Consider the following 20,127-nt stretch of genomic DNA (forward strand, 5'->3'; position numbering starts at 1 on the left):
CGAGGCGCGATTCATGTCTATCTACAACAAGCTTGATCTGACTGGCTGGAAACCCCGGCAACTGACGCCCAAGGAAGTGCGTTTCGCCACCTGGATCGCGTTTTTTGCCTGGGTGTTTGCGGTGTATGACTTCATCCTTTTCGGCACCTTGCTGCCGGAAATCGGGCGGCACTTTAACTGGGGTGAAGTGGAGCAAGCGGAGATTGCGACATGGGTGGCGGTAGGCACCGCCGTGGTCGCGCTGGCCATCGGTCCGATCGTGGACAAACTGGGTCGGCGCAAAGGGATTATTTTCACCGTGGCCGGTTCGGCGATCTGCTCGGCGCTCACCGCCATTGGTGGTGCGTGGGGCAAGTCGTCGCTGATCCTGATCCGTTCGCTGGGCGGCCTGGGTTATGCCGAGGAAACCGTCAACGCGACTTACTTGAGCGAACTGTACGCAGCTTCCGATGATCCAAAACTGGCCAAGCGTCGCGGCTTTATCTACAGCCTGGTGCAGGGCGGCTGGCCGGTGGGCGCGTTGATCGCGGCGGGTTTGACCGCGCTGTTGCTGCCGGTGATTGGCTGGCAGGGGTGCTTCGTGTTTGCGGCGATCCCGGCGATTGTCATCGCGGTCATGGCGCGCAAGCTCAAGGAAAGCCCGCAGTTCCAGATTCACCAGCGCATCAGCGAGCTGCGTAAAAGCGGCGCGGTGAAAGAGGCGCAAAACGTCGCTGTGACCTACGGCGTGGACTATGACGAACACAGCAAGGCCGGCCTCAAGGCCGCATTCCGTGGCCCGGCCCGCCGTGCAACCCTGGTGATCGGTGCGGCGCTGCTGCTCAACTGGGCGGCGATCCAGGTGTTCAGCGTGCTGGGTACGTCGGTGATCGTCAGCGTGCACCACATCTCGTTCGAGAACTCGCTGATCATCCTCGTGCTGTCGAACCTGGTGGGCTACTGCGGCTACCTCAGCCACGGCTGGATGGGCGACAAGATCGGCCGGCGCAATGTCATCGGCCTGGGCTGGATGCTCGGCGGGCTGTCGTTTGCCGGGATGCTGTTTGGCCCGAGCAACATGGCGATGGTGGTGGGGCTGTACAGCCTGGGCCTGTTCTTCCTGATCGGGCCGTACTCGGCGGCGCTGTTTTTCATCAGTGAAAGTTTCCCCACCAGCATCCGTGCCACCGGCGGCGCGATCATCCATGCCATGGGGCCGATTGGTGCGGTGGTTGCCGGGTTCGGCGCGACCCAGGTGTTGTCGGCCGGGAGTGACTGGCAGACCGCTGCGCTGTGGTTTGGCGCAGTGCCGTGCTTCCTCTCCGGTGCGTTGATGTTTGCCGCGCGCCATGTGCGTCCGGAAACCGTCCAGTAAGGAGTTGATTCGATGAGTCGTAAAGTTGCATTGATTACCGGTGCCGCCAGCGGCATCGGCCAGGCCCTCGCGGTGGCGTACGCCCGCAGCGGCGTGGCGGTGGTGGGTGGGTATTACCCGGCCGATCCCCATGACCCGCATCACACGGTTGCGCTGGTGGAAGAGGCGGGCGGTGAATGCCTGATGTTGCCGCTGGACGTGGGCGATACAACCTCTGTGGATAACCTGGCGGCGCAGGCGGTCCAGCACTTCGGTCGCCTCGATTACGCGGTGGCCAACGCCGGTTTGTTACGCCGTGCGCCACTGCTGGAAATGACCGACGAGCTATGGAACGAGATGCTCAACGTCGACCTGACCGGGGTGATGCGCACCTTCCGGGCGGCAACCCGGCACATGCATGAAGGCGGTGCGCTGGTGGCGATTTCGTCGATTGCCGGTGGCGTGTATGGCTGGCAGGAGCACGCGCACTATGCGGCGGCCAAGGCCGGCGTGCCGGGGTTGTGTCGGTCGCTGGCGGTGGAATTGGCGCCGTTGGGGATTCGTTGCAACGCGGTGATTCCGGGGTTGATCGAGACGCCCCAGTCGCTGGACGCGAAGAACTCCCTCGGCCCGGAAGGGCTGGCGAAAGCCGCGCGGGCGATTCCGCTGGGCCGAGTCGGGCGGGCGGATGAAGTGGCGTCCCTGGTGCGGTTTTTGACCAGTGAGGAGTCGAGCTACCTGACCGGGCAGAGCATTGTGATTGATGGTGGCTTGACCGTGCGCTGGCCGGACTAACCCCCAGTTTTAAGCCGGACTCGCTCCAAATGTGGGAGCGGGCTTGCTCGCGAATGCGGTGGATCAGTTCCGCATGTATTGGCTGGCACTCCGCTTTCGCGAGCAAGCCCGCTCCCACATTTTTGACCGCGTTCGCCGTTTGATTATTTCAGGAGTTCACCATGCCCCAACTCGCTAACCGCCGTGCCGTGATCACCGGTGCCGGCAGCGGCATCGGCGCCGCCATCGCCCGTGCCTACGCCGTCGAAGGCGCGCGCCTGTTGCTGGCCGACCGCGATGCCGCCACCCTCGCCGAAACCGCCATCACCTGCCGCAACCTCGGCGCCGAAGTCCTCGAGTGCGTGGCCGATGTCGGCACCGTCGACGGCGCCCGGGCCAGCGTCGATGCCTGCGTCACCCACTACGGCGGCATCGACATCCTGGTCAACAACGCCGGCATGCTGACCCAGGCCCGTTGCGTCGACCTGACCCTGGACATGTGGAACGACATGCTGCGCGTCGACCTCACCAGCGTGTTCGTCGCCAGCCAGCGCGCCTTGCCTCACATGATCGCCCAGCGCTGGGGCCGGATCATCAACGTCGCCTCGCAACTGGGGATCAAGGGCGGCGCCGAGTTGACGCACTATGCGGCGGCCAAGGCCGGCGTGATCGGCTTCACTAAATCCCTGGCCCTGGAAGTGGCCAAGGACAACGTACTGGTCAACGCCATCGCACCCGGGCCCATCGAAACGCCATTGGTAGGCGGCATCAGCGACACCTGGAAACGCGCCAAGGCCGCCGAGTTGCCCCTGGGTCGTTTCGGCCTGGCGGACGAAGTCGCGCCGACTGCCGTGCTGCTGGCCAGCGAGCCGGGCGGCAATCTGTTCGTCGGCCAGACCCTTGGCCCGAACTCCGGCGACGTCATGCCATGAGCGGGTATTAAGCATGTGCGGACTTTGCGGCCTGTTGGGCGAAGACCTGCACTGGAGCGATCCCTTGGGCGATGAATTGCCGCGCCGACGCGAACGTCTGCGCCGAATCGCGGCGATCAACCAGGTGCTGGCGGTGTTCCGGCTCAAGGTCGAAGACTTCCAGGGCGCGTCCTATCTGCTGCTGGGCGCCACCGGCAAACAGGAACTGGCCAGCGGCCTGGATCAACTGTGGCAGGCGGCAGAGACCATGCTCGGTCGACCGCTGGACCCGTTGGACCCGCGCCTGCTCGATCATCTGGAACTGTAGGAGCCCGGCTTGTCGGCGATGGCGTCCTTGATATCGCCATCGCCGGCAAGCCGGACTCCTGCAGGGGCATCATTGAGGTAGAACTATGAGCATCGCGCTAAACGTCATCACCGGCTTCCTCGGCAGCGGCAAGACCACCTTGCTCAAGCGCCTGCTGCAAGGTGAAAGCCTGGGCGACACGGCGTTGCTGATCAATGAGTTCGGCGACGTCGGCATCGACCACCTGCTGGTGGAGGAAGTCGCGCCGGACACGGTGCTGCTGCCCAGCGGCTGCGTGTGCTGTTCGATTCGCGGCGAGTTGAAAGACGCCTTGCTCGGCCTGTTGCAGCGTCGTGAGCGGGGTGAGATTCCGGCTTTCAAGCGGGTGATCCTGGAAACCACCGGCCTGGCCGACCCGGCGCCAATCCTCGCGACCTTGAACAACGACGTGCAACTGCGCGGGCGCTTTCATATCGGCCTGGTGGTGACGCTGGTGGACGCCAGCCACGCCGCTTTGCAAGAGCGCCTGCACCCGGAATGGCTGGCGCAAGTGGCCGCTGCCGATCGCCTGCTGTTGAGCAAGACCGACCTCGTCGAAGACTGTGGCCCGTTGCGCTTGCACTTGCAGGCACTGAACGCCGGTACGCCGATCCTCAATACCTGCGATATCGACAGCGGTGAACAACTGCTGCTTGGCGAAGGCCTGCGCAGTGCCGAGCCCGTTGCAGAAGTCCGCCGCTGGAAACTCCATCAAACCACCGCCGCCAACCACGGCGCTGCGCAAGTCTGTTGCCTGACCTTCGATCAGCCGCTGGATTGGGTCGGTTTCGGGGTCTGGTTATCGATGCTGTTAAGATGCCACGGCGAACGTATTCTTCGCGTCAAAGGACTGCTCAACGTGAACGCCAGTAACGCTCCCATCGTCATTCATGGCGTGCAGCATTGCCTGCATGCCCCGGTTCACCTGCCTGCCTGGCCGGGGACCGATCGGCAATCGCGCCTGGTGTTTATCCTGCGCGGGCTCGACCCGGCTCTGCTGCGGCGCTCCTTTGAAGTGTTCTCCAGAAGGTTCGCCGCATGATCACGCTTCGCGTCCTCGGCACCTCGGTGACCTTGCTCGAAACCTTGCGTGTGCGAGCGGAAAAAGAGCTGGGCATTCGCCTGGTGTACCAGGTGCATGATGTCGAGCAGGCCCAGCGCATTGCGGTGATGCAACCTGACAGCTACGACCTCTACGACCAGTGGTTTCACAACGTCGATTTCGTGTGGCCGGCGCGGGCGATCCAGCCGATCGACACCCGGCGCATCGCGCTGTGGCACGAGATCAACGACCTGCCCAAGCGCGGACGCTTGTCCGCCAACGACCGTCTGGGCAGCGGCAGTGTGCCCAGCGAGCGCCTCTTCGTGCAGCACGACGGCAGCCTCGGCAGCACCGTCACCGAACGCATCAGCATGCTGCCCCTGACCCACAACGCCGACAGTTTTGCCTACCGCCCCGAGCGCTTGCCCGAAGGGTTCAACCGCGCCAACGAGAGTTGGGGCTGGTTGCTGGACCCGGCCTGGGGCGCACGCACTGCGTTGCAGAGCGACGCCGCCATCGGCGCCCTCGACGCGGCGCTGGCCGTGCAAGGCGCGGGCCTCGCGAGCTTCAAGGACATCGGCAACATGAGCATCGAAGAGATCGATGTACTGGCCGATATCCTGGTGCGTAAACAGAAGGAAGGCCACTTCGCGGCGTTCTGGTCCGATGACGAGGAAGCCGCGCAACTGATGCTCAGCCCGAGCATCGATATCCAGAGCCTGTGGTCACCGACCCTGATGCGCCTGCATCGGGCCGGGGTCAAATACCGCCTGGCGGTGCCCCGTGAAGGCTATCGCGCCTGGTTCGGCGGGTTGTCGCTGTCGCGCCATGCCAAGGGCCCGGTGCTGGATGCGGCCTATGCCTACCTCAACTGGTGGCTGTCCGGCTGGCCGGGTGCGGTGATGGCGCGCCAGGGTTATTACATCGGCAACCCGGCTCGCAGCCGTGATCACCTGAGCAGTGCCGAATGGGACTACTGGTACGCCGGGCTGCCCGCCCGGGAAGAGCTGTTGGGCAGCGATGGCTTGCCGCTGATCGATGTGGGTGACGTGCGCGACGGCGGTTCCTATGAACAGCGCATGGGGCATATCGCGGTGTGGAACTCGGTGATGGATGAGCACAACTATCTCGTGCGGCGTTGGGGGGACTTCATGCGGGCGCGAACGTCGTAACGGCACCCTGTCGCCAAATTAATGACATATAAACTCCCGTATTTATTGGGTGCACTTCTTCTCTTGCGCAGCTAATCTGGATAATTCAAATATCCCTGTAAAAAGGATATTTATTTGACGCCGGTTCAGCTATCGCGAGGGACGCGTATGACGAAGGGACGTTTCGGCTGGAGGGGGCAGGCGCTGCCAGAGGGCAACAGAATGAGGTGGCGCCATACGTTTCAAACCCGGATTGCCGGGGTGCTGGCGCTGCTGTTGCTGGTGGTCGTGGCGGCGGTGTATTTCGCGGTGAAGACCGCCACCAATCGCGCCGTGGAAAACCAGGCCCAGGTGCAGCTGGAAACCGGCAGCCAGGTGTTCGAACGCCTGCTCGACCTGCGTGGCCGGCGCCTGCAATACGGCTTGAACTGGCTGACGGCGGACCTGCCGTTTCGCCAGGCTGTCGCCGATGGCGAGCCCGACGCGATTCTCGCGACCCTGCGCCGGCATGGCACCGGCCTGAGTTCCAGCGAGGTATTTGTGCTGGGGCTCGACGGCCGCGTGATGGTCAGCACGTTACCGGCGCTGACGTCCGGCCAGGCCTTTCCCTATAACGATGCCTTGCGCCAGGCCCGGCGCAGCGGCCTGCAAATGTTGATCGTGGCCCTGGATGGCCGGCCTTTCCTGCTGGTGCAACAGGAAGTCGTCGACCCCGCGCCGATCGCCCGTGTCGCCATGGGCTTTCCGATGGACGAAATCTTTGCCAGTGAATTGCGCTCCATGAGCAACCTGGAAGTGTCGTTCATCAGCGCGCAGCATGGTCAGCCCGGCGAATTGTTCAGTACTCAGCCCGAGGCGCTACAGGCGTCGATTGCCGGCGACCTGCAGGGCGCGTACATCACTCCGGTGGCGCAATTGAACCTGTTCCACGGCCAGCGCTATCTCAGCCAGGTGCTGCCGTTGGGCAACACGGCAGACGGTGGCGAGGTCCGGGTGCTGCTGCAAAGCCCGCTGGACCACGCCCTTGAATCCTTCGCGCCGCTGGACCGGCAATTTCTCGCGATCGCCCTGGTGGTGCTGCTGGTGTCGCTCGCGGGTGCGTTGTTTCTGGCGCGGCGGGTTTCACGCCCACTCAATGCGTTGGTGCAGGCGGCCGAACGCATCGGGGCCGGTGACTATCGCACACCGGTACAGGTGCGCAGCCACGATGAGTTCGGCCTGCTGGCCCAGGCCTTCAACGCCATGCAAAACGGGATTGCGGTACGCGAGCGACAACTGGCCCACAACGCCTTGCACGACCCGCTCACCGGCCTGCCTAACCGCGCGCTGGCCATGGAGCGCCTGGGCAGCGCCATCAGCGCTGGCCGGCCGGTGGTGTTGCTGTACCTGGGGATTGAAAACTACCGGGTGATCAACGAAGGCTACGGCCCGGAAGGCGTGGAAGAAATGCTCCGCGAAGCCAGCCGCTGCCTGCTGTCGAGCCTGTCGGCCAGCGACACCGCCGCGCGCATCACCGGCAGCGAGTTTTTGCTGCTGCTGGAAAACACCGCGATCGACCGCGCGGTGGCCCTGGCTGACCGCTTGTATGGGCTGCTCACCGAACCCCAGCGCATTGGTGGTGATGAATTGCGCCACGAAGTGAGCATCGGCATCGCCGCCTACCCGGCCGACGGCCAGCAGGTTGAAGAGCTGATCAGCCGCGCCGCGATTGCCCGCCACGATGCGGCAGCGTTCCCGGGTTACTTACAGATCTACCAGCAGGACCGCGACCTCGCCCATCAACGCCAGATCAGCCTGATTCGTGACCTGCGCCGGGCGCCGACTGAGGGCGAGTTGTACCTGTGTTACCAGCCCAAGCTCGACCTGCACCATGGCCATGTGCGCCAGGCCGAAGCGCTGTTGCGCTGGCAGCACCCGACCCTGGGCCTGGTGTCGCCGGCCGAGTTCATTCCCCTGGCCGAGCGCACCGGCAGCATGGGCAGCCTGACCCAGTGGGTGATCGAAGAAGCCATTCGCCAACTGGCCGAGTGGGCGGTGCGCGGGTTGGAGGTGCAGTTGTCGGTGAACATCTCGGTGGATGACCTGGCCGATGACGGCCTGGCCCCGCGGGTGACCGAGTTGCTGGCGCACTACCGGGTATCGGCCCGGCAACTGATTTTCGAAATCACCGAAAGCGCGATCATGCACAACCCGGCCCAGGCCCTCAGCGTGCTGGAGCAACTGCGCGCTTGTGGCATCAGCCTGTCGGTGGATGACTTCGGCACCGGCTATTCATCCCTGGCGCAACTGCAACGCCTGCCGGTGCAGGAATTGAAGATCGACCAGTCGTTTGTGCGCAACCTCGACAGCACTTCCGGCGACGGCGTGATCGTGCGCTCGACCATCGAAATGAGCCACAACCTGGGGCTCAAGGTGGTGGCCGAAGGGGTGGAGTTCGAGCCCAGCCTCAAGCTGCTCAAGCTCTGGAAGTGCGACACGGCCCAGGGCTATCTGATCAGCCGGCCGTTGAATGCCATGGCGTTTGAGATGTGGATGCGCCGCGAGCGCGTGCCGGTCTAGGGCGTCGGTGGCTGCACCGACGCCGGTCTTTCAGTGTTCCACCGTTGCATCGACCAGGCTTTGCAACCGTTCCCACAAGCCTTCGACGTGGTGGCGCTCCGTCCCCAGCGCGCCAATGGACACGCGTACCATCCAGCGCTCGTCGAGCACGGCGGGGGTGACGTAGGCGCTGCCTGAATGGTTGAGCTTTTCCGCCCAGGCCCGGGTGTAGGTATCCAGCGCCTCACCATCAAGGCCTGGTGGCTCGTGGCGAATGCACAAGGTTTGCAGGGCGACGGCGGCCACCAGTTTCCAGTGTTTGCTGCCTTCAATCTGTTCTGCCAGCCAGCGGGCATTCGCCAGGTCACGCCGCAGCCGGGCCTGCAGGCCGCTGACGCCTTGCTCGCGGATCAGGAACCACAGCTTCAGCGCGCGGAACCGGCTGCCCAGGGAGATCCGCCAGTCGCGGTAGTTCCTGACCTGGCCGTCAGCCTTGGACTGTAGATAGCTGGGGTTGGTGGTCATGATGCGAATCAAGTGCTCGGGGTCGCGTACAAAGTACACCGAGCAATCAAACGCCGCCCCCAGCCATTTGTGAGGGTTGAGGACCAGCGAGTCGGCGTTCTCGATGCCGTGCCACAGCGCGCGGCATTCCGGGAGGATCATCGCGGCCCCGGCCATGGCTGAGTCGACATGCAACCACAGGCCGTGGCGTTGCGTCAGGGCGCCGATGGCTTCCAGGGGATCGATGGCCATGGCTGCCGTTGTGCCGGTGGTCGCAATCACCACACAGGGTCTGTTCCCGGCAGCCAGGTCTTGTTCGATTGCCCGCTCCAATGCATGCGGTGACATTGCATTGTGTTCGTCGGTTGCCACGGTACGGATATTGTTCTGGCCGAACCCCGCCAGGATCGCGGCCTTGTTCACTGAACTATGGGCGTGGGCCGAGGTGTAGACGATCAAGGGGGCGCCGCTGTTTTGCAGGCCATCGTGCATCAGCGCGTAGTGGGAGCTGCGTTCGCGGGCGCTGATCAGCGCCACGAGGGTGGAGGTCGAGGCCGAGTCCTGGATCACTCCGCTCCAGTTGGCGCTCAGGCCGATCATGTCGCGCAGCCAATCGGTGGTGACTTCCTCTATTTCAGTCAGGGCCGGGCTCGATTGCCACGACAATCCCACCACGCCCAGGCCGGTACTCAAGCAATCGCCGAGGACGGAGGACAGTTCCACATTCGACGGGAAGAACCCGAAGAAGCTTGGATGCTGCCAATGCAACAGACCGGGCATGATCAGTGTTTCGACGTCGCCCATGATCTGTTCGAACGGTTCGGCTGTCTCAGGCGGGCTGGCCGGCAATGCGGACCTGATTTCTCCCGGGGCCGTGGTGGGTTGCACACCGCGTTGCTCGATGTTTTGTCGATAGTCTGCAATCAGGTCGATCATGGCGTGGCCATGTCGGCGGAATTCTTCAGGTGTCATATCAGGGTGTCCGTCAGGAAGAGAAATAAAGGCGTTAGCACCAGAAGTAAAACGGCTGGCCAGTGGTATAGCCGATAAACGACTGGATGCTGATGCGCTTGCCTGAATCGAAACCGCAAATGGCATGGGGACGGCGAGTATTGATAATCACCAGTTCGTTTTTCTGCGGCTGGATGCGCAGCGGTTTTTGCAAACGATCTTCGGGCAGTTCCGCCCCTTCGAAACGGATGACCTCGTCGTAGGTAAACGCCTCGGTATCCCAAATGACCAGTTCACCTCCGGAAGGGGGTACTTCGAGGTAAATATTCGCGCTGAATTGATGTTCCAGTTCGGCAATCGACAAGGGCAGGCAATCGACATGGGGGACTGTTTCGGAGAGGTGGGCTGTCTCCGGGAACATGGCGCGGATAATGCCGCAGAACATCGGCTGGCCCTGGAACGCCGCGGTTGTCGCACCTTCTGGCCACACCTGCCGGATATGCTCCATCAGTAGATGGATGGGTGGTTTGCGCGGGGCACAGAGGTCATCGATCACGCAGCGCATGTGGGTGGCGTCTGCGTAGTATTTCTGCTGCGAATAGCTGTCTGCGGCCTTGCCGTAGGTGGAGTTGAACGGTGTTCCCCAGCGATGGACACCATAGAAATGCTGGACAACTTTTCCGTGCTCATAGGTCTCGTGGTTATATTCCTGGAGCGTCGCCGTTTCGTTGATATGTTTATTTAGTACTTCGCTGGTTTGTTCATTCGCGTAGTCAGGTACCCGGATGGCAAGTATTTCTCCGCGAATAAGTTTTTCCAGGCTGAGTGTGTCGAGTTGCTCAAGCGCCAGGATCCCGGGCACCTGGCTATGCGGGACTGCAGGTATTGATTCAACGCTGTTGAGGTCCGTCATGATGAAAACTCCATGTTAGTTACAGCACGTCATATAGATAACGTTTGTTTGGCTGGGGATTTACTGGCGACAGTGAGCGTCGGATGGCGCAGGGCCAAAGTTGAGGGAAAGACTTTTGGGGAGGTATAGGACTTTTCCGAGTAAACTTTTAAATACATCGGCGCTATCGGATCGCTTTATTTCACGCATAAAAAAAGGCGGCTACCCACTTAGGTAGCCGCCTTTTTCTTACTGCCGGTTTTGCTTAATCCGGCAGTTTGAACGCCATCACATAGTCACCCTGCTTGGTGCCCAGGGAACCATGACCGCCGGCCATGACCAGCACGTACTGCTTGCCGTCCTTGCCGGTGTAGGTCATTGGTGTGGTTTGCGCGCCTGCTGGCAGGCGGCCTTCCCACAACTGCTTGCCGTTTTTCACGTCATAGGCACGCAGGTACTGGTCAAGGGTACCGCTGAGGAAGGACACGCCACCGGCGGTGGTAAAAGTCCCGCCCAGGCTTGGCACGCCCATGGTCAGTGGAATCGGAACCGGCGAGCTGTCACGCACGGTGCCGTTCTTGTGCATCCAGATGGTCTGGTGGTTGGTCAGGTCGACAGCGGCCACATAACCCCACGCCGGCGCCTGGCACGGCAGGCCCAGTGGCGACAGCATGGCTTCGAGGATCACGCCGTATGGCGCGCCTTTGTTTGGCTGCACGCCTTCGGTTTCGCTGACCCGTGGGCCTTGCTTGGCAATATCGGCAGCCGGGATCAGTTTCGATTTGAACGCCATGTAGCTTGGGTTCACGAACGCGATCTGGCGAACCGGGTCGACGGAAATGCCACCCCAGTCGAACACGCCGAAGTTACCTGGGTAAACGATCGAGCCCTGCAGCGACGGCGGGGTGAACGGACCGTCGTAGCGCATGGATTTGAAGTCAATCCGGCACAGCATCTGGTCGAATGGCGTCACGCCCCACATGTCGCGCTCCTTGAGGGGCGGTGGCATGAAGTTCAGGTCGGACTTCGGTTGGGTCGGTGCGGTGTGATCGCCGGCCACTGCGCCTTGCGGTACAGGGATTTCATTGATCGGCACTACAGGCTGACCGTTCGAGCGGTCGATCACGTAGATGCTGCCTTGCTTGGTCGACGCCATCACCGCTTGCTTCACGCCGTCAGCGGTCTTGATGTCGATCAGCGAAGGCTGGCCGCCCACGTCCATGTCCCACAGGTCATGGTGAGTGAACTGGAAGGTCCACTTCACGTGGCCGCTGTCGATGTCCAGGGCAGTCAGGCCGGCGCTGTACTTCTCGGAGTCCGGAGTCCGGTCGCCGCCGTACTGGTCGGGCATCTGGTTACCCATCGGCAGGTAGAGCATGCCGAGTTTTTCGTCCACCGCGAACATCGACCACATGTTTGGCGAGTTGCGGGTGTAAGTCTTGCCCTCGGCCAACGGGGTGGTGTCGTCCGGGTTGCCGCTGTCCCAGTTCCACACCAGCTTGCCGGTGTGCACGTCGAACGCACGGATCACGCCGCTAGGCTCGTCGGTGGAGACGTTGTCGGTCACGTGACCGCCGATTACCACCAGGTTCTTGGTAACGGCCGGTGGCGAGGTGGAGTAGTAACCGCCCGGGGCGAAGGTGCCGATGTTGGCACGCAAGTCGATCTGGCCTTTGTCACCGAAGTCTTCGCACATCTTGCCGGTGTCGGCGTTCAGGGCGATCAGACGGGTGTCGGCGGTAGGGACGAAGATGCGTTTCGGGCAGGCATTCGGCGCGGCGGCCGGGCTGGCGCTGCCAGTCGGGCTCTGTTCCGAGGCATACACGGCATCATCGTGATACGACACGCCACGGCAGGTCATGTGCGCCCAACCCTTGAAGTTGGCAGCGCCTTCGCTGCTGATCTTCGGGTCGAAACGCCAGATTTCCTTGCCGGTGTCCGGGTCCAGGGCAATCACCTGGCTGTGGGGCGTGCACACGTAGAGCATGCCGTTGACTTTCAGCGGGGTGTTTTCCGCGGTGGTTTCACCGGGATCGCCTGGGCCAGGGATGTCGCCCGTACGGAAGGTCCAGGCTGGAACCAGCTTGTGGGCGTTTTCCGGAGTGATCTGTGCGAGTGGCGAGTAACGATCACCGAAGGCTGAACGGCCATAGGAGTTCCAGTCACCATCAGCCTGGGCTGGCGCAGTGCTTGCCATGCCCGGTACCGCATCGCGGTCCAGCTGGCCTTTCTTGACCATGGCGCCCGGGTCGGTGAATTGGCTGGCCAATGCAGCGGCGCCGGCCAGTACGACCGCGACGCTCAGCGCGCCAGTGCCCAGCGGCGAGGCTTGGCCACGCAGCAACGGACGGCGGAACCACGGGAGCAGCATGACGATGCCGAGGGCAAACAGCAGGGCCAGGCGCGGTACCAGTTGCCACCAGTCCAGGCCGACTTCCCACAGCGCCCATACGGTGCTGGCAAACAGCACCAGTGCGTACAAGCCCAGCGCCGCACGGCGTGTTGCCAGCAGCAACAGGCCTGTGACGGTGATGCCGAGACCGGCCAGCAGGTAATACAGCGACCCGCCGAGCATGCTCAGCTTGATCCCCCCGGCCAACAAGGCCAGGCCCATTATCAGCAGCAAGATCCCCAGCAGCCTGGGCAGCAGGCGACTTGGACTTGAAGCACCATCAGTGCTCATAGTGTGGTTCTCCGTTACGTTTTGAATTGATTGCGCACAGTTCACTGTAGATGACGTTCCGGCGCAGGCTTGGTTCAGGGCTAATTCGTTTTCTTCAGAATTTACTTACAACGTCAGAATGAGCTTTGCAGCTTGATCCCGCCGATGAGCGCGTCATCCACCTGGGCCACGGCTCCGGGGTGACGGATGTATTGCAGGTTCGGGCGCACCGTCAGCCACTGGGTGACATGGATGCCGTAATAGAGCTCAGCGCTGTATTCCGTGTGTTGAATCGGCAGGTAGGATGGGTCATCGAAGTCGTATACCGCGTGGGCCTGGTTGCTTGCCTCGGCATTCTTGCGGTAGGCCGGGTTGACGTGCACCCGGGCCACGGCGAAACCGATATCGTCCTTGGCGCGGGCGTCGAACAGGCCCTTGTAGACCACGCCGGCTTGCACGTAGTTATCCACAGCGTTGGTTTTCTTGTCGTGCATCGTGCCGTTGGCGAACACGTTCAAGCCCCGAGAATGGTCGCTGGCCAGGCTGGTGACTTGCTGCTGCACCCCCAGCCACACCCCGTGCTTGCTGGAGGCGCTGCGATAGGCCTCGCCGCTGAGGGCTGCCGGCTGGTCGTTGCGGTCTTTATACACATCGCTGGCCTTGGCGCTGCTGTAGTAGTAGCCGGCGCGGTATTCGCCGGGCAGGCCGTTCAGCGTAGGCGTCCACACCAGCTCAACCGGGAGCAGGGCGCCTTGGGTGCCGCTGCCGCTGAGCTTGAAGCCGTTGCCGCGATCGAGGTTGGACGGGTTCTGTTCGTAGGCGCCGACCTGGGCGTACAACTCGGGCGTCAGGTGATATTTGACCCGCAACGCCCACTGGCTCACCGGCCAGTTGTACCAGATGCTGCCAACCCAGTTACCGACCTGCGAGCCGCAGAATGCGAGGTTCTGGAAGTCGCAGGGGAAGCTGTTGAAGTCTTCACCTTCGCCAAAGCGCCCGGCCTTGATGTCGAGCTTTTGGTCGAAGAATTTCTGCTGGTACCACATCTGCGTCAGGCGCCAGGTCTGGCCACGGCCCCAGACTTCCTGGGACGAGGTAAAACCGCCCACACGCGGATCGTTGACCCGGTCATTGGTGATGTTGTTGCCGCTGCGCTCGGTCACCGTCAACTGGAACTCGGCGTCGTGCCAGCCGAGGATCTTCTGCAGATCCAGGTGCGTGCCCAGGCCGAATTGGTCGCTGTAGCGCGCAGTGCGGTCGTGATCCGAGCCGCCGTGCAGGTTGCTGCCCATTTCGCCGGTGTAGTCGAATTTGAAGTCGTAGCCTTGTTGAGACAGCGCTGTCCGAGCGCCGCCGAAATCACCCAGCATCCACGGTGATTCAGCGTCAAAGGCAGGTGCGGCCTGGGCACAGTTGATCAGGCCGAACGGTAACAGCGCAGCGCACAGGCGCAGGTTTGGGAAAGCAGGCATAGGCAAAATGGGGTCTTAATATTTTATGGTTTTGAAACGCAAACAGCGGCCTGGCGCGTTCGCACAAGGGCGTTGAACACGGGCGGTCGATGGTTTGGTGGAATGATGAAACGTTTCAGTTTGTTGCTGACAAGGATAAAGCCCTGGCGCGGGGAGAGAAAGGGCTAAACGGAAGATGGATTCTTTCGGATTTGGTAATAGTGCGCTGGATCGTCGGATTTGGTAGCAATCTGTGCGTTGGTTTGTGTTTGAGGGCGTGGTTATCTGCGTCACCAAAACAGATGGGGGGTCGACATGGAAGGCGACGATAACGTGGGTGAGGCAAAGGCCGTAACAGCCGGGGAACTAGTCATTATTCTCGGTCAGTATCACAGTGCAATTGCTAGGCTCGGCTCCGGCATCATTAGCTTGTCCGGTGCGCTCAAACATAGTGAAGACGTGGATGTAAAACAGGCGGCAGATGAAGCATGGGTGAAGCTGAATGAATTTATCGACTGCATGGAAGGTGTAGCTGATGGACTGAATGCTTTGACCCAAAAGAAGGAGGCCTGAAATGGCGAATGACCTCAAGGATAATGTGAGCTATCTTCGCCAGGAGTACCGTCAAGGTTCGTCATCAGGCTACGACCGCAAAGGCGGCGCAGGCGGTGGGGGCAACGGAGGAGAAAACGATTTGGAAAAGCGTATTTCACAAGTTGAGGCAAGATTGGAGCGCGTCGAGACGAAGTTGGATGGCATGCAGGAGCACATGGCCACCAAGTCCGATCTGATGCAGACCAAAATCGACCTGCTCGAAGCAACCTCCAGGTTGGATCTCTCAATCGCCAATTTCAGAACGGATATGCAATCGTTGGAAACCCGACTGCTGAAATGGTTTGTCGGAACAGCTGGCGCCTTGTCTGCCATCGCCTTTGGCGTCGCCCGACTCGTCCACTGACGTTTTCCGTTCGAAGCCCGGCTTCCCGCCGGGCTTTTTGGTTTTTAAGCCAACTTCGCCAAACACTCTTCAAGAATATCCAGCCCTTCCTCCAGCACCGCCGCTTCAATCGTCAACGGCGCCAGCAGGCGGATGATATGCCGCGATTTGCCGCTGGGCATCAGCAACAAACCCGCCTCGCGGGCCAGTGCCAGCAGCTGGGTCAGTTGTTGTGGCGCCGGGCTGCCGTCGGCGTTGGCCAGTTCGATGCCACGCATGGCGCCCACGCCGGTCAAGCGGCCGAGGTAGGGGGAGAGCCTTTTCGAACACCATGATTCATAGCGACTGACGATCGCTTCTTCCTGCTGAGTGCCCCAACCTTGCAGGTGCTCGTCCGTCATTTCATCCAGGGTGGCCAAGGCCGCCGCGCAGGCAATCGGGTTACCGGAGTAGGTGCCGCCGAGGCCGCCTTTGGGCAGGTTGTCGAGCAATGTCTTGCGACCCACCACCGCACCCAACGGCACACCGCCGGCGATGCTTTTGCCCAGCAGGATCAGGTCCGGTTCGATGCCCAGGCGTGAGAAGGCGAAGCGCTGGCCGGTGCGGCCGAAGCCGGACTGGATTTCATCGGCAATCAACAGGATGTTTTTCTCATCGCAGAAGCGTCGCAGGGCCTGGGAAAATTCCACGTCCAGCGCCAGGAAACCACCTTCGCCCTGCACGGGTTCGATGATGAAACAGGCCACGTCGTCGACGTCGATTTCCACGCTGAACAGGCGGTCCATCGCCTTGAGTGCTTCGCCGCAGGTCACGCCGTTGTCGCGGCTGGGGTAGGGCAGGTGGAACACCGGCCCCGGCAATACGCCGACTTTTTGCTTGTATGGCGCGACCTTGCCGTTGAGATTGAGCGTCGCCAGCGTGCGCCCATGAAACGCACCGTCAAAGGCGATGACGGCGGTGCGGCCAGTGGCGCCGCGGACAATTTTCAGGGCGTTTTCCGCTGCTTCCGCACCACTGTTGGTGAGCATGCCACTGACCGGGTAATCCACCGGGATGAATGCGGTAAGACGGTCCATCAGTTCGATGTAGGGCGCGTGAGGCGCAGCATTGAAGGCGTAGTGGGTGAGCCTGGTGGCCTGGTCGCGGATCGCCTCCACCACACGCGGGTGGCAGTGGCCCAGGTTGAGCACGCCGATGCCGCCGACGAAATCGATGAAGCGCTTGCCGGTGGTGTCCCAGACTTCGGCGTTCCGGCCATGGCTGAGACTGATGGGGTGGACGATGGAAATCGACTGGCTGATGGTTTCGCGGCTCATGGATCCGGGACTCAAGAATAGGATGCGTCCTTTTATCTAAGCCGTGAGCCGCCTTGCCCCGCAAACGAAATAAAGTCGCCGGGTCATTATTAAAAGTCGGGATGTGCTATGGCGAGGGAGCAAGCTCCTTCGCCACATCCACCATCCAGTTCAGGAACGCCTTCACTTTCGGGATCTCCCCGGCATGTTCGGCATGGGCGATAAAGTGCGCGCCGGCACTCGGCATTCTGTAATCCCAGGGGATCATCAGGCTGGCGTTCGCCAATTCCTCGGCCACCAGATACTGTGGCACCAACGCCACGCCGTACCCCGATTGCGCGGCGCGGATGCACATGTAGAACGTGTCGAAACGCGGCCCGTGGTAGCTGTTTTGCGAGTGCAGGCCCTGTTCCAGAAACCACTCGTGCCAGGCTTCCGGGCGCGAGGTGCATTGCAGCAAGGTGTGGCGGGACGAGGCGTTGCTGCCAGCGGCAACAAACCCGGGGGCACAGACCGGCACCACGGCTTCGCGAAACAACTCGATGCAAGTTGCCCCCGGCCACGCTCCCTGGCCGAAGAAAAACGCGATATCCGCCTTGGCCTGCAACACGTCGAACGGCTCCAGTTCGTTGCGCACGTCCAGGTGGATATTGGGATGACGCGCGGCAAAATCCTTGAGCTTGGGCACCAGCCAGCGGTCACCGAAGGTCGGCTGGGTGGCGATGCGCAGCACTTCGGTCTCGCCACCGTAGGTGAGGATGTAGCGGCTGGAAATATCCACCTGGTTGAGGATCTTGCGTACTTCCTCCAGGTACAGCGAGCCCGCCGGCGACAGGTACAAGCGCTGGCGCACTCGCTGGAACAGCGGGTGGCAGAGCATCTCTTCGAGCTGTGCCACCTGCTTGCTCACCGCGCTCTGGGTCAGGTGCAGTTCTTCGGCCGCGCGGGTGAAACTCAGGTGGCGGGCGGCGGCTTCGAAGCACTGCAGGGCGGTCATTGAAGGGGTCAAGCGTTTCGAGATCATGAGAAGTTCATTCCAAATCGGAAGGAGCCTTTGCCTAAACGTCGTTTGTGGCCAAGGTGTAAAGCCGTTGATACTGACCGGCAACACTATAAACGGCGCGGGTTTGTGGCGCCGAATAATAAAGACCGACAGGGAGCGCCTTGCATGAAGCACATGAAATCCACGTTGGCGGCATTCACCGCCGCAGCACTATTGGGGCTGGCCGCAAGCGCACACGCGGGGGCAACCCTGGATGCGATCCAGAAGAAGGGTTTTATCCAGTGTGGGGTCAGTGATGGGTTGCCGGGTTTTGGCGTGCCGGACGCCAACGGCAAGATGACCGGCATTGATGTGGACGTGTGCCACGCCGTCGCCGCAGCACTCTTTGGTGACGCGTCGAAAGTGAAGTTCAGCCAGTTGACCGCCAAGGAGCGTTTCACTGCGTTGCAATCCGGCGAGATCGACCTGATTTCCCGCAACACCACCTGGACCAGTTCCCGTGACGCGGGCATGGGCATGGTGTTCACCGGCGTGACCTACTACGACGGCATCGGGTTCCTGGTGAACACCAAGCTCGGTGTGAAGAGCGCCAAGGACCTGGACGGCGCGACCATCTGCATCCAGGCCGGCACCACCACCGAGCTGAACGTCTCGGATTACTTCCGCGCCAACGGCCTGAAGTACACGCCGATTACCTTCGACACTGCTGACGAAAGTGCCAAGGGCCTCGAAGCGGGCCGCTGCGACGTGCTCACCACCGACCAGTCGGGGCTGTACGCCCAGCGGATCAAGATGGCTCACCCGGATGAGTTCGTGGTGTTGCCGGAAGTGATTTCCAAGGAGCCATTGGGCCCGCTGGTGCGCAAGGGCGACGACGAGTGGTTCAGCATCGTCAAGTGGACGTTGTTCGCCATGCTCAATGCCGAGGAAATGGGCATCACTTCGCAGAACGTTGAAGAGCAAGCCAAGTCCAGCAAGAACCCGGACGTCGCCCGTTTGCTCGGCGCAGACGGTGACTACGGCAAGGATCTGAAACTGCGCAAGGACTGGGTCGTGCAGATCGTCAAGCAAGTGGGCAACTACAGCGAGGTGTTCGAGCGCAACATCGGCCAGGGCAGCGTGCTGAAGATCAAGCGCGGCCTTAATGCCCTGTGGAGCAATGGCGGGATCCAGTACGCGCCGCCGGTTCGCTGAGGTTTCACGAAGAAACCGTGTCCTTGCCCGCCGCCTTGGAGCGATACAACGCCTGATCGGCCCTGGCCATCAGGCAGGCGGGTGACTCATCGTTGCGTCGCTCTACCACGCCGAGGCTCAACGTCACCTTGAAGCTGCCCACGGCGGGCAAGTCCTTGAGCGCACAGCGCATCCGCTCGGCCAATTCCCGCGCGGTCTCCAACGTGCTTTTGGGCACGATGACCATGAATTCATCGCCGCCCCAGCGGGCCAGCAAGTCGCCGTGGCGAATGCAGGCCTCCAGGCATTCCACCACGCGCACCAGGGTTTCATCGCCTACGGCATGGCCGTGCTGATCGTTGATGGGCTTGAAGTCGTCAATGTCCATGGCGATCAGCGACAGCGGCAGGCGAAACCGTTGGGCGCGAGCGCACTCTTCCAGCAGGACGCGTTCAAGGCGGTAACGATTGGCCACGCGAGTCAAGGCGTCGCGTTCGGCCAGGGAGCGATTCTCGTCCAGTTGCAACTGCAGTTGTTGATTGACACGCGACAGCTCGCGGGTGCGCTCGGCCACCAGGGCTTCAAGGGATTGATTGCGGCGCTCCAGCTGTTCGATGGACTGTTTGCGCGCCTGGATACTGCGGTGGGCGCCGACCATGCGTGCCACCGAGCCGTCGTCGTTACGTGCGATCACGTAGCCGCGGTCTTCGATCCACAGGTAGGAGCCGTCTTTCTTGCGGCAGCGGTATTCGGCTTGATAGTGAGTGGTGCGGCGGTTGATGTAGTTATCAAACAGCACCATCACTTGGGGATAGTCATCGGGATGAATCACGTTTTCCCAGGTGAATACGCTGTTTTCCAGGGAGTGATGGGCATAGCCGAGCATTTCGTACCAGCCGGGGTTGCGGTAGACGAACCCGGTGTTGGCGTTCCAGTCCCAGATCCCGTCGCTGACCAGTTCCATGATGGCATGCAGCATGTCGGCGTTAAGGTCGCAAAAGTCCTTCCTTGACGGTTCGCTGTCGGATGTATCGTCCATTGCGCACTCCCTGCGTGGACTGGCTCCTGGGGCCAGCCAAAATTGATGCCGATACTCCGTGGCTGGCGGTACTGTACAACGGCGCCTTGGCGCTTAGAAGGGGGTCTTTGGTCTAGTGAGAATGT

At 61.7% G+C, this 20,127-nt stretch carries 17 protein-coding genes; 10 read left to right on the top strand and 7 right to left on the bottom strand.

What is annotated here, in order from left to right; all coding sequences use genetic code 11:
* The first annotated feature begins 13 nt into the window (after positions 1-13).
* The 7 genes from HX818_RS15870 (at position 14) to HX818_RS15900 (ending at position 8,116) form a co-directional block, all read left to right on the top strand.
* The gene (locus tag HX818_RS15870; protein WP_003210404.1) at positions 14-1,354 is read left to right on the top strand and encodes an MFS transporter; all 1,341 of its coding nucleotides are present in this window, start codon (positions 14-16) and stop codon (positions 1,352-1,354) included.
* A 12-nt stretch (positions 1,355-1,366) separates the two neighbouring features.
* Positions 1,367-2,128 (top strand): SDR family NAD(P)-dependent oxidoreductase, encoded by a 762-nt coding sequence (locus HX818_RS15875; RefSeq protein ID WP_003210402.1) that lies wholly within the window; start codon positions 1,367-1,369, stop codon positions 2,126-2,128.
* Positions 2,129-2,289: 161 nt separating this feature from the next.
* The gene (locus HX818_RS15880) at positions 2,290-3,039 is read left to right on the top strand and encodes an SDR family NAD(P)-dependent oxidoreductase (protein WP_177020385.1); all 750 of its coding nucleotides are present in this window, start codon (positions 2,290-2,292) and stop codon (positions 3,037-3,039) included.
* Between the two features lie 13 nt (positions 3,040-3,052).
* A complete protein-coding gene (locus HX818_RS15885; RefSeq protein WP_003210398.1) occupies positions 3,053-3,346 on the top strand; it encodes a hypothetical protein in 294 nt (97 codons plus the stop codon).
* Between the two features lie 85 nt (positions 3,347-3,431).
* The gene (locus tag HX818_RS15890; RefSeq protein WP_102368163.1) at positions 3,432-4,406 is read left to right on the top strand and encodes a GTP-binding protein; all 975 of its coding nucleotides are present in this window, start codon (positions 3,432-3,434) and stop codon (positions 4,404-4,406) included.
* Complete coding sequence (locus tag HX818_RS15895; protein WP_134325784.1) at positions 4,403-5,578, top strand: PotD/PotF family extracellular solute-binding protein; 1,176 nt, start codon at positions 4,403-4,405, stop codon at positions 5,576-5,578. Before HX818_RS15890 ends, HX818_RS15895 begins: the two co-directional genes overlap by 4 nt.
* A gap of 201 nt (positions 5,579-5,779) precedes the next feature.
* On the top strand, positions 5,780-8,116 hold the full coding sequence (locus HX818_RS15900) for a bifunctional diguanylate cyclase/phosphodiesterase (RefSeq protein WP_177020386.1): 2,337 nt from the start codon (positions 5,780-5,782) through the stop codon (positions 8,114-8,116).
* Between the two features lie 30 nt (positions 8,117-8,146).
* On the opposite strand, the gene HX818_RS15905 is transcribed toward HX818_RS15900, so the two are convergent.
* From HX818_RS15905 to HX818_RS15920, 4 genes are all read right to left on the bottom strand, one after another.
* Complete coding sequence (locus tag HX818_RS15905; RefSeq protein ID WP_177020387.1) at positions 8,147-9,571, bottom strand: pyridoxal-dependent decarboxylase; 1,425 nt, start codon at positions 9,569-9,571, stop codon at positions 8,147-8,149.
* 34 nt (positions 9,572-9,605) lie between these two features.
* Positions 9,606-10,463, bottom strand: a complete 858-nt coding sequence (locus HX818_RS15910; RefSeq protein WP_003210388.1) for a 2OG-Fe(II) oxygenase — start codon at positions 10,461-10,463, stop codon at positions 9,606-9,608.
* A gap of 244 nt (positions 10,464-10,707) precedes the next feature.
* Positions 10,708-13,125 carry a glucose/quinate/shikimate family membrane-bound PQQ-dependent dehydrogenase gene (locus HX818_RS15915; RefSeq protein ID WP_008438499.1) on the bottom strand — a complete coding sequence of 806 codons (2,418 nt, stop codon included), beginning with the start codon at positions 13,123-13,125 and terminating at the stop codon, positions 10,708-10,710.
* Positions 13,126-13,238: 113 nt separating this feature from the next.
* A complete protein-coding gene (locus HX818_RS15920; RefSeq protein WP_177020388.1) occupies positions 13,239-14,576 on the bottom strand; it encodes a carbohydrate porin in 1,338 nt (445 codons plus the stop codon).
* 294 nt (positions 14,577-14,870) lie between these two features.
* Between HX818_RS15920 and HX818_RS15925 the strand changes: the two genes are divergently transcribed.
* Together HX818_RS15925 and HX818_RS15930 are read left to right on the top strand one after the other, a co-directional pair.
* Positions 14,871-15,128, top strand: coding sequence for a hypothetical protein (locus tag HX818_RS15925; RefSeq protein WP_003210383.1), 258 nt, complete (start codon positions 14,871-14,873; stop codon positions 15,126-15,128).
* 1 nt (position 15,129) lies between these two features.
* Entirely contained in the window at positions 15,130-15,513 is a 384-nt protein-coding gene (locus HX818_RS15930; protein ID WP_003210382.1) for a DUF1640 domain-containing protein, read from the top strand.
* A gap of 44 nt (positions 15,514-15,557) precedes the next feature.
* Here HX818_RS15930 and HX818_RS15935 read toward each other — a convergent pair whose 3' ends face one another.
* The gene (locus HX818_RS15935; RefSeq protein WP_177020389.1) at positions 15,558-16,808 is read right to left on the bottom strand and encodes an aspartate aminotransferase family protein; all 1,251 of its coding nucleotides are present in this window, start codon (positions 16,806-16,808) and stop codon (positions 15,558-15,560) included.
* Between the two features lie 106 nt (positions 16,809-16,914).
* Complete coding sequence (locus HX818_RS15940) at positions 16,915-17,811, bottom strand: LysR substrate-binding domain-containing protein (RefSeq protein WP_177020390.1); 897 nt, start codon at positions 17,809-17,811, stop codon at positions 16,915-16,917.
* 144 nt (positions 17,812-17,955) lie between these two features.
* Between HX818_RS15940 and HX818_RS15945 the strand changes: the two genes are divergently transcribed.
* Entirely contained in the window at positions 17,956-18,984 is a 1,029-nt protein-coding gene (locus HX818_RS15945; protein ID WP_008438485.1) for an amino acid ABC transporter substrate-binding protein, read from the top strand.
* A 4-nt stretch (positions 18,985-18,988) separates the two neighbouring features.
* On the opposite strand, the gene HX818_RS15950 is transcribed toward HX818_RS15945, so the two are convergent.
* Positions 18,989-20,002, bottom strand: coding sequence for a diguanylate cyclase (locus HX818_RS15950; RefSeq protein ID WP_177020391.1), 1,014 nt, complete (start codon positions 20,000-20,002; stop codon positions 18,989-18,991).
* Positions 20,003-20,127: the final 125 nt, after the last annotated feature.

It is taken from the genome of Pseudomonas sp. F9001 (assembly GCF_013385435.1).
In the GTDB taxonomy this organism is placed as follows: domain Bacteria; phylum Pseudomonadota; class Gammaproteobacteria; order Pseudomonadales; family Pseudomonadaceae; genus Aquipseudomonas.

What these genes read in the sequence shown, in the direction of transcription:
- HX818_RS15870 (WP_003210404.1), top strand. Translation starts at nt 14, where the DNA reads ATGTCTATCTACAACAAGCTTGATCTGACTGGCTGGAAACCCCGGCAA.
- HX818_RS15875 (WP_003210402.1), top strand. Translation starts at nt 1,367, where the DNA reads ATGAGTCGTAAAGTTGCATTGATTACCGGTGCCGCCAGCGGCATCGGC.
- HX818_RS15880 (WP_177020385.1), top strand. Translation starts at nt 2,290, where the DNA reads ATGCCCCAACTCGCTAACCGCCGTGCCGTGATCACCGGTGCCGGCAGC.
- HX818_RS15885 (WP_003210398.1), top strand. Translation starts at nt 3,053, where the DNA reads ATGTGCGGACTTTGCGGCCTGTTGGGCGAAGACCTGCACTGGAGCGAT.
- HX818_RS15890 (WP_102368163.1), top strand. Translation starts at nt 3,432, where the DNA reads ATGAGCATCGCGCTAAACGTCATCACCGGCTTCCTCGGCAGCGGCAAG.
- HX818_RS15895 (WP_134325784.1), top strand. Translation starts at nt 4,403, where the DNA reads ATGATCACGCTTCGCGTCCTCGGCACCTCGGTGACCTTGCTCGAAACC.
- HX818_RS15900 (WP_177020386.1), top strand. Translation starts at nt 5,780, where the DNA reads ATGAGGTGGCGCCATACGTTTCAAACCCGGATTGCCGGGGTGCTGGCG.
- HX818_RS15905 (WP_177020387.1), bottom strand. Translation starts at nt 9,571, where the DNA reads ATGACACCTGAAGAATTCCGCCGACATGGCCACGCCATGATCGACCTG.
- HX818_RS15910 (WP_003210388.1), bottom strand. Translation starts at nt 10,463, where the DNA reads ATGACGGACCTCAACAGCGTTGAATCAATACCTGCAGTCCCGCATAGC.
- HX818_RS15915 (WP_008438499.1), bottom strand. Translation starts at nt 13,125, where the DNA reads ATGAGCACTGATGGTGCTTCAAGTCCAAGTCGCCTGCTGCCCAGGCTG.
- HX818_RS15920 (WP_177020388.1), bottom strand. Translation starts at nt 14,576, where the DNA reads ATGCCTGCTTTCCCAAACCTGCGCCTGTGCGCTGCGCTGTTACCGTTC.
- HX818_RS15925 (WP_003210383.1), top strand. Translation starts at nt 14,871, where the DNA reads ATGGAAGGCGACGATAACGTGGGTGAGGCAAAGGCCGTAACAGCCGGG.
- HX818_RS15930 (WP_003210382.1), top strand. Translation starts at nt 15,130, where the DNA reads ATGGCGAATGACCTCAAGGATAATGTGAGCTATCTTCGCCAGGAGTAC.
- HX818_RS15935 (WP_177020389.1), bottom strand. Translation starts at nt 16,808, where the DNA reads ATGAGCCGCGAAACCATCAGCCAGTCGATTTCCATCGTCCACCCCATC.
- HX818_RS15940 (WP_177020390.1), bottom strand. Translation starts at nt 17,811, where the DNA reads ATGATCTCGAAACGCTTGACCCCTTCAATGACCGCCCTGCAGTGCTTC.
- HX818_RS15945 (WP_008438485.1), top strand. Translation starts at nt 17,956, where the DNA reads ATGAAGCACATGAAATCCACGTTGGCGGCATTCACCGCCGCAGCACTA.
- HX818_RS15950 (WP_177020391.1), bottom strand. Translation starts at nt 20,002, where the DNA reads ATGGACGATACATCCGACAGCGAACCGTCAAGGAAGGACTTTTGCGAC.